The sequence below is a fragment of the Paracoccus limosus genome, assembly GCF_009711185.1.
Lineage (GTDB): Bacteria > Pseudomonadota > Alphaproteobacteria > Rhodobacterales > Rhodobacteraceae > Paracoccus > Paracoccus limosus.
The window spans coordinates 1-5,868 of sequence record NZ_WMIF01000053.1; the positions used below are offsets into that span (position 1 = coordinate 1).

General features: G+C 66.8%; 10 protein-coding genes. 1 reads left to right on the forward strand and 9 read right to left on the reverse strand.

Going from position 1 to position 5,868, the window contains the following annotated elements; translation table 11 throughout:
* Positions 1 to 166 precede the first annotated feature (166 nt).
* The 9 genes from GL279_RS18690 to GL279_RS18730 all read right to left on the reverse strand — a co-directional run bounded on the left by GL279_RS18690 (position 167) and on the right by GL279_RS18730 (position 4,031).
* Positions 167 to 382, reverse strand: coding sequence for a hypothetical protein (locus GL279_RS18690; RefSeq protein ID WP_155066121.1), 216 nt, complete (start codon positions 380 to 382; stop codon positions 167 to 169).
* Positions 379 to 726: a hypothetical protein gene (locus GL279_RS18695; RefSeq protein WP_155066122.1), complete on the reverse strand. Its 348-nt coding sequence runs from the start codon at positions 724 to 726 to the stop codon at positions 379 to 381. The genes GL279_RS18690 and GL279_RS18695 overlap by 4 nt, the downstream gene beginning before the upstream one ends.
* The gene (locus tag GL279_RS18700) at positions 726 to 908 is read right to left on the reverse strand and encodes a hypothetical protein (RefSeq protein WP_155066123.1); all 183 of its coding nucleotides are present in this window, start codon (positions 906 to 908) and stop codon (positions 726 to 728) included. The genes GL279_RS18695 and GL279_RS18700 overlap by 1 nt, the downstream gene beginning before the upstream one ends.
* Positions 908 to 1,105 (reverse strand): hypothetical protein, encoded by a 198-nt coding sequence (locus tag GL279_RS18705; protein WP_155066124.1) that lies wholly within the window; start codon positions 1,103 to 1,105, stop codon positions 908 to 910. Before GL279_RS18705 ends, GL279_RS18700 begins: the two co-directional genes overlap by 1 nt.
* Positions 1,105 to 1,467, reverse strand: coding sequence for a hypothetical protein (locus GL279_RS18710; protein ID WP_155066125.1), 363 nt, complete (start codon positions 1,465 to 1,467; stop codon positions 1,105 to 1,107). The genes GL279_RS18705 and GL279_RS18710 overlap by 1 nt, the downstream gene beginning before the upstream one ends.
* On the reverse strand, positions 1,464 to 2,609 hold the full coding sequence (locus GL279_RS18715; protein WP_155066126.1) for a hypothetical protein: 1,146 nt from the start codon (positions 2,607 to 2,609) through the stop codon (positions 1,464 to 1,466). Before GL279_RS18715 ends, GL279_RS18710 begins: the two co-directional genes overlap by 4 nt.
* The gene (locus GL279_RS18720) at positions 2,606 to 2,767 is read right to left on the reverse strand and encodes a hypothetical protein (RefSeq protein ID WP_155066127.1); all 162 of its coding nucleotides are present in this window, start codon (positions 2,765 to 2,767) and stop codon (positions 2,606 to 2,608) included. Before GL279_RS18720 ends, GL279_RS18715 begins: the two co-directional genes overlap by 4 nt.
* A gap of 357 nt (positions 2,768 to 3,124) precedes the next feature.
* Complete coding sequence (locus tag GL279_RS18725; protein ID WP_155066128.1) at positions 3,125 to 3,637, reverse strand: hypothetical protein; 513 nt, start codon at positions 3,635 to 3,637, stop codon at positions 3,125 to 3,127.
* 40 nt (positions 3,638 to 3,677) lie between these two features.
* On the reverse strand, positions 3,678 to 4,031 hold the full coding sequence (locus GL279_RS18730) for a helix-turn-helix domain-containing protein (protein ID WP_155066129.1): 354 nt from the start codon (positions 4,029 to 4,031) through the stop codon (positions 3,678 to 3,680).
* A gap of 303 nt (positions 4,032 to 4,334) precedes the next feature.
* Between GL279_RS18730 and GL279_RS18735 the strand changes: the two genes are divergently transcribed.
* Complete coding sequence (locus tag GL279_RS18735; RefSeq protein ID WP_155066130.1) at positions 4,335 to 5,606, forward strand: glutamate-5-semialdehyde dehydrogenase; 1,272 nt, start codon at positions 4,335 to 4,337, stop codon at positions 5,604 to 5,606.
* Positions 5,607 to 5,868 lie beyond the last annotated feature (262 nt).

Here is a 5,868-nt window from a genome sequence, read left to right on the forward strand (position 1 = left end):
GAAACGCAGGCCCGCGTCGGCTGCGCCAGCTGGAAAGCTACGCCGCCACGGGCCTGCTCAACCGCGCGCCAAAGGGGTCACTTTTGGGCGCCGATCGGGGGGGCCGTTTGGATGCCGATTGACACCCAAGGCCTGGCGCCGTCCGCAGCGCCGGGCTTTCGCTATCTCACGGCCGCGGCTCCGGGTTGGTCAGCGGCACCACGACGCCCGGCGCGGCCTCGGCCTGGCCCGCGCCGATCAGCTGGCGCGCCTCGGACCAGGAAACGCGCACCCGCTCGCCGCCAAAGCGGGCCTGGCCGTCGATCATGACGCCGGTGCGGCGCCGGCGCAGGCCGCCCAGAGACAGGGTGTCGCGGCCCTTGATGATCAGGTCGAACTTCATTTCGGGCGATCCGGGTCTTGGCTGGGCAGCGTGACGCCGGGGGCGAGTTCCGCCCGGCCGCGCCAGACCAGGTTCTGGGCCGTGGCCCAGTCCACGCCGACGCGGGTGCCGGGCGCCGCATAGCCGCCATCCAGCATCACGCCGCCGGCGCGGCCGGGTTTGACCGCCACTGTCACCTCGACCTTGCCCGGTCGGACCGCCAGACCGCGTTCCAGCAGATCCACGGCCTGCGCCAGGTCCATGGTGACGCGCTCGCCGTCCTGGACGGGGCGGCCATCGACGCGGATCTCGGGCGCGGGCCGGGCGGGCTCGCCGGTGATGATTACATCGAAAAGCGTGGGCATCAGAGTTCACCTCGTGAGAAGGGCCAGCCGATCAGCCAGCTTTTGCGCGCCAGCCGGCGGGTGCGGCGGGCGGATGGGTTCTTGCCGGTGGGCATGGGCGCCTCGACCATGCCGGGCAGCGCCAGTTCCTTGGCCAGCCGGCGCAGCCGGGTGGGCACCGGGGATCTGCGGCGGCGGGCCATCAGCCCCGCCCGCGCAGGTCAAAGCCCAGCGCCGGGGTGGCATAGCGCAGCGGGCTGCCATCCGGCCCCAGCAGCGCACTGGTCACCGGCCGCTCTGCCTCAATGGCGACATGGGCAAAGGGCGCCTCATCGCCCCAGGGGCTTCGCAAGATCAGCAATGCAAATGGCACTGGCTGGTCAGCTTTCCAGTCGGGCATCACCAATCCCACACCCAAGGGCGGCGCTTCCGCTTTTCTACTCCTGCCATCGCCACGTCGGTGACGGTCGCCTCTAGCAGCTGCGCCGCGCGGACGCAGAGGGCCGGCGCCAGTTCGGGCCACAGGACTGCAACCCGATCGGCCGCGTCCTCGAGCCCCAGCCAGCGGAATTCGCCGAACGCCGGCGCGCGCAGCTTGATGATCGGGTTGCCCTCGTGGTCATCGCGCCGGGAATGGCGCACCCGGGCGCGATCGACGCAGGCCAGCAGATCGGGCGGCAGCTGACGATCCGAGGCGGCGGCAGTGGGCGCGACCTGATCGCCAGACCGGCCACGCCAGGCGCCCAGCAGGTCGATCATCATGGCGTCACCGCCGGCGCCTGGAACACCCAGGCAAAACCATCGTCCGGGATCACGGTGCGCAACTCGCAAAAGCAGGTCAGGGTCACGCTGCCGTCGGCGGCAGTGCGTTCGACCAGCAGGGTGATTTCCGGGCCTGCCGAGATGCCGAACTTGTCGAAGGCGGCGATGACAGTCCGGTCGGCGGCTGAAGCCAGCTCGGCCGGGATCGAGTTCAGGAACAGCTGACCCGCCGCGTCGCCATAGCCCGGGCCGGGGGTCAGGCCTGCGCCGGGTTCATCGGTGCCGACGATGGCACGCAGCTCGCCGAACGTCAGGCCCTTGGCCGCCGCCCGCCCGAGGGTGAACATCCCGGGATCGGACGCCAGGATCGCGCCCAGCAGCTCACGGTCGACGGCATCGGCCAAGCCCAGGATGATCGCGTGCAGCACGATGTTGATCAGCTCGTCATCCGGCCGGTCGTTGATCTCGCTGCGCTTGAGCGAGACCCGGAAGGCGTGGGTTGCCAGATCATCGGGGCGCTGCACCTTGTCGGTGACCATCACGGCCGAGAGGGGCGAGACCGGCACCGGGCTTTCGTCCAGATCGGGGATCAGGGCAAAGGGCGCCGGGCGGGTCAGGGTCAGCCCGACGGGAACGGCTTGCAGCGGGATCTCGGCGGTTCCGGCGCGGGTGGTGCCCGGCTTCGGCGCCACCACCAAATGCGCGCCGGCCCGCATCACGCGCGACCGGGCCAGGACAGCTTCGGAGACGGTCAGCCGCTCGCTGCTGAGGTTCGCGGCCGGGGCATCGAAATTCGACAAGTGATCTTCGCCGATCTGGAGACGCATGATGTCCGCGGCCGGCTTCGGCCTGCGATAGCCCCGACCGTCGCCGGTGCCGTAATCCACGTCAACGAAGGGCATCGCTCTGCGAGCCTTTTGCAGCACTTCCAGAAAGCGTTTCTCGGTGCCCGGCGGCCTCTGCGGGGCTAACATGGTCAGTGCCTTCAGGTTCCGCTCTGCCGCAGCGCGCTGCGCAGCATCGAAGGCATGGACCAGCGTTTCATTGGCCCATTGATCGGCGGCCGGATGGGCCGCATTGCGTGTCAGGTATTGCCCCACAACGCTGCGAAGGCAACTGGCTTGGCGGTCGAACATGCTCATGCCGATTTCGCCTTACCTGCGGTCAGGGCGCGCCGCAAAACCGTGTTGATCGCACGGGCGTTTGATATCTCACGCAGACCAGCAGCGCGGGCAAGCCGAGCCTTCTCTGCCATCAGCATCGGCAACAGGTCATCGTCAAGGGTGACGGAAGTTCTCATGATTTCAGAGCCTTGATTTTCCACTGCCACCAGACTGCATCAAAGCACATCAGCATTCCTCTGGCGCGATTTCAGCGCGCTGGTGCGGCGGGGAGAAGTAATAATAAAGTCCAGAAAAAATGCCCTCGCACATGTGGATATTTGCGCGGGAAATCCCCCCGCAGGCGGTAGGGGCCTTGGAAGAACCTAGGGAAGCCAGCCGCTTGCCTGCCCGTCGGCGCACCGACCCGGCCGCACCGCGCGCGGCTGGGCGATGGCATCCGCCCAAGGCCCGAACGGCAGCAGCCAGCCTTTCCGGGGCGAGCCAGCCGCGCAACCGGACCATCCGCAGAAGGCCGGCAGGTTTTGGCGCCTGGCTCATATTGCCACCCCGACGCGGCGCAGCTCTGTCTGACTGACCAGCCCCCGATTGAGCATGTGCCGCGCCAGCGCAGCACTGATGGCCGAGGCAGGCACGTAACTGCCGGTGGTCACCTTGGGCGCCCAAAGAGCCGCGAGCGCGTCCAGATCCACCAAGGCCGGCCTCGGCGCCATCGCCACCACGCCGCTCGGCCGAGCCTTCTCCGGGCGAGGGCTGGCAGGCGCCAGCGGCGTCCTGGCCGCGTCCAGTTCGGCACTCATCCGCTGCATCTCGGCGGTGAAATATCCCAGGCTGTGCGGCGGCTCGCCACCTTTCCGCGCCATCACCGCCCGAATCTGTTTGCAGGCCAGATCTTCACTGACATGCGGCAGGTCGAGCCAGCGACGCGCCTCGGCCATCTCGGCCGGCCCGACCAGCGCCGTCCGGGCACTAGGGTCGAGCCCAATCGCTTCGAGGATCTTACCCCGAAAATCGTCTCGCTTGCCCGCGCGGTCATCATCATTGTTCAAGGATGGTTCAAGGACGGTTTGGGGTCCGCTCTGGACCGGGTCACCGTCCGTTCTGGACCGGGTCCACCATGGACCGGCGAGGTTCGGCACGGCGAGATAGTTTCCACTCGGGCAGGGCCGCAATTGCACCGACAACCATATCGTAAATGATGGTGTGCCCGTTCGTGCAAGGCTTGGCCCCAGCCTCGACGATCAGACCTTTTTCGAGCAGTTCGTTGATTGCGCGCTTGACCGTCGTCAGGCCCATTTCCGTCTCGGCCGCGATGGTTGCCTTGCTGGCAAAGACACCCTCGCCACCGTCGCTGGCTTTGTCTGCCATGTTCGTAAGAACCGCCTTTTGAGCGGCGCTACCGACGACGCGGCTGCAAACGAGGGTCACAACCTTGTGGCTCATTCCGCCACCCCGCCCAGAATGCGGTCGCGCAGGTCGCGATAGCCGTTCGCGATCCATTCCCCGAGCCCGTCACAGGACCTGGCTGGGGCCGCGCCCAGAGCCGCGCCAGATGTTTTACAGCCACGCGCTTTGTTCTGGTTTTGTTCGCCATTTGTCGCAGAAGGCTTGGCAACAGGTTTTCCTTGCGGATCAGGCGCCGGGCACCCTGACCGCAAAATCCTACACCTTCCCCCTCCTCCACCCTTTCCGCTGGAAATCCAGCCCTTGCCTGACTATCTCGGGGGCATCAAGGGGAATGATGCCATGAAAGACCTGACCACTTCTGATGCCGATGCGCTGATCGCCGAACTGGGGGCGGCCGCCCGCGCCGCTGCCGCCGTGCTGGCCGAAGCTACAGCAGAACGCAAGCACGCCGCATTGGTGGGCGCGGCGGATGCGCTGATCGGCTCGGAACAGGCGATTTTGGACGCTAATACCCTAGACATGGATTTCGCCGAGAAAAAGGGCCTCAGCCCGGCCATGCTGGACCGGCTCAAACTGGATCCCGCCCGCATCCGCGCCATGGCTGACGGGCTACGCTCGGTTGCGGCGCAGGCCGACCCGGTGGGCCGGGTTCTGGCCGAATGGGACCGGCCGAACGGGCTGCATATCCAGCGCGTCGCCACCCCCTTGGGCGTCATCGGCGTGATCTATGAAAGCCGCCCGAATGTCACTGCAGATGCGGCGGCCCTGGCGCTCAAGGCCGGCAATGCCGTGATCCTGCGCGGCGGCTCGGAAAGCATCCACAGCTCGACCGCGATCCATCAGGCGCTGGTCACCGGCCTGCGTCAGGCCGGCCTGCCCGAGGCGGCGATCCAGATGGTGCCCACCACCGACCGCGAGGCGGTGGCGGCGATGCTGCGCGCCCAGGCCTATATCGACGTCATCGTGCCGCGTGGCGGCAAGGGGCTGGTCGGGCTTGTCCAGAAAGAGGCGCGCGTGCCGGTCTTTGCGCATCTGGAGGGCATCTGCCATGTCTATGCCGATGGCGAGGCCGATCTGGAAAAGGCGCGCCGCGTCGTGCTGAACGCCAAGACGCGTCGGACCGGCATCTGCGGCGCCGCGGAATGTCTGCTGATCGACCGCGCCTTTTTTGACAAGCACGGGCCGGTGCTGCTGCAAGATCTGCTGGATGCTGGCGTCGAGGTGCGGGCCGATGGCGTGCTGGCCGATCTGCCCGGCACCGTGCGGGCCGAGGCTTCGGATTTCGGGCATGAATTCCTGGACAAGATCATCGCCGTCAAACTGGTCGATGGTGTCGATGAGGCCATGGCCCATATCCGCCGCTATGGCTCGGGCCACACCGAGGCCATCCTGACCGAGAATAACGCCACAGCCGACCGCTTCTTCAAGGGGCTCGACAGCGCCATCCTGATCCGCAACGCCTCGACCCAATTCGCCGATGGCGGCGAATTCGGCATGGGCGCCGAAATCGGTATCGCCACCGGCAAGATGCACGCGCGCGGCCCGGTGGGCGCGGAACAACTGACAAGCTTCAAATATCTGGTCACCGGTGACGGCACCATCCGCACCTGAGCGCGTCCCTATCGGATAGCCACGGCTTGGGCGCAGGTTTGAGTGGTCGTCTGTCCAGCAGGGGCGCTTCCGTTACAGCTGACCGACATTCGCCCGGTACGATGGCCAGCTGGTCGGGCAAAAAAATCCATCCAAAGGCGTAAGCGCGACGCTGATCCCCTCCTGCCGCTGGTGATCTGAACGGGCCAATCTCCGTGCGCATGAACGTCGGAGGTGTTGGCTTGGAACGAGACGGCAAAATGGGCGGCCATTTGGACGGCTT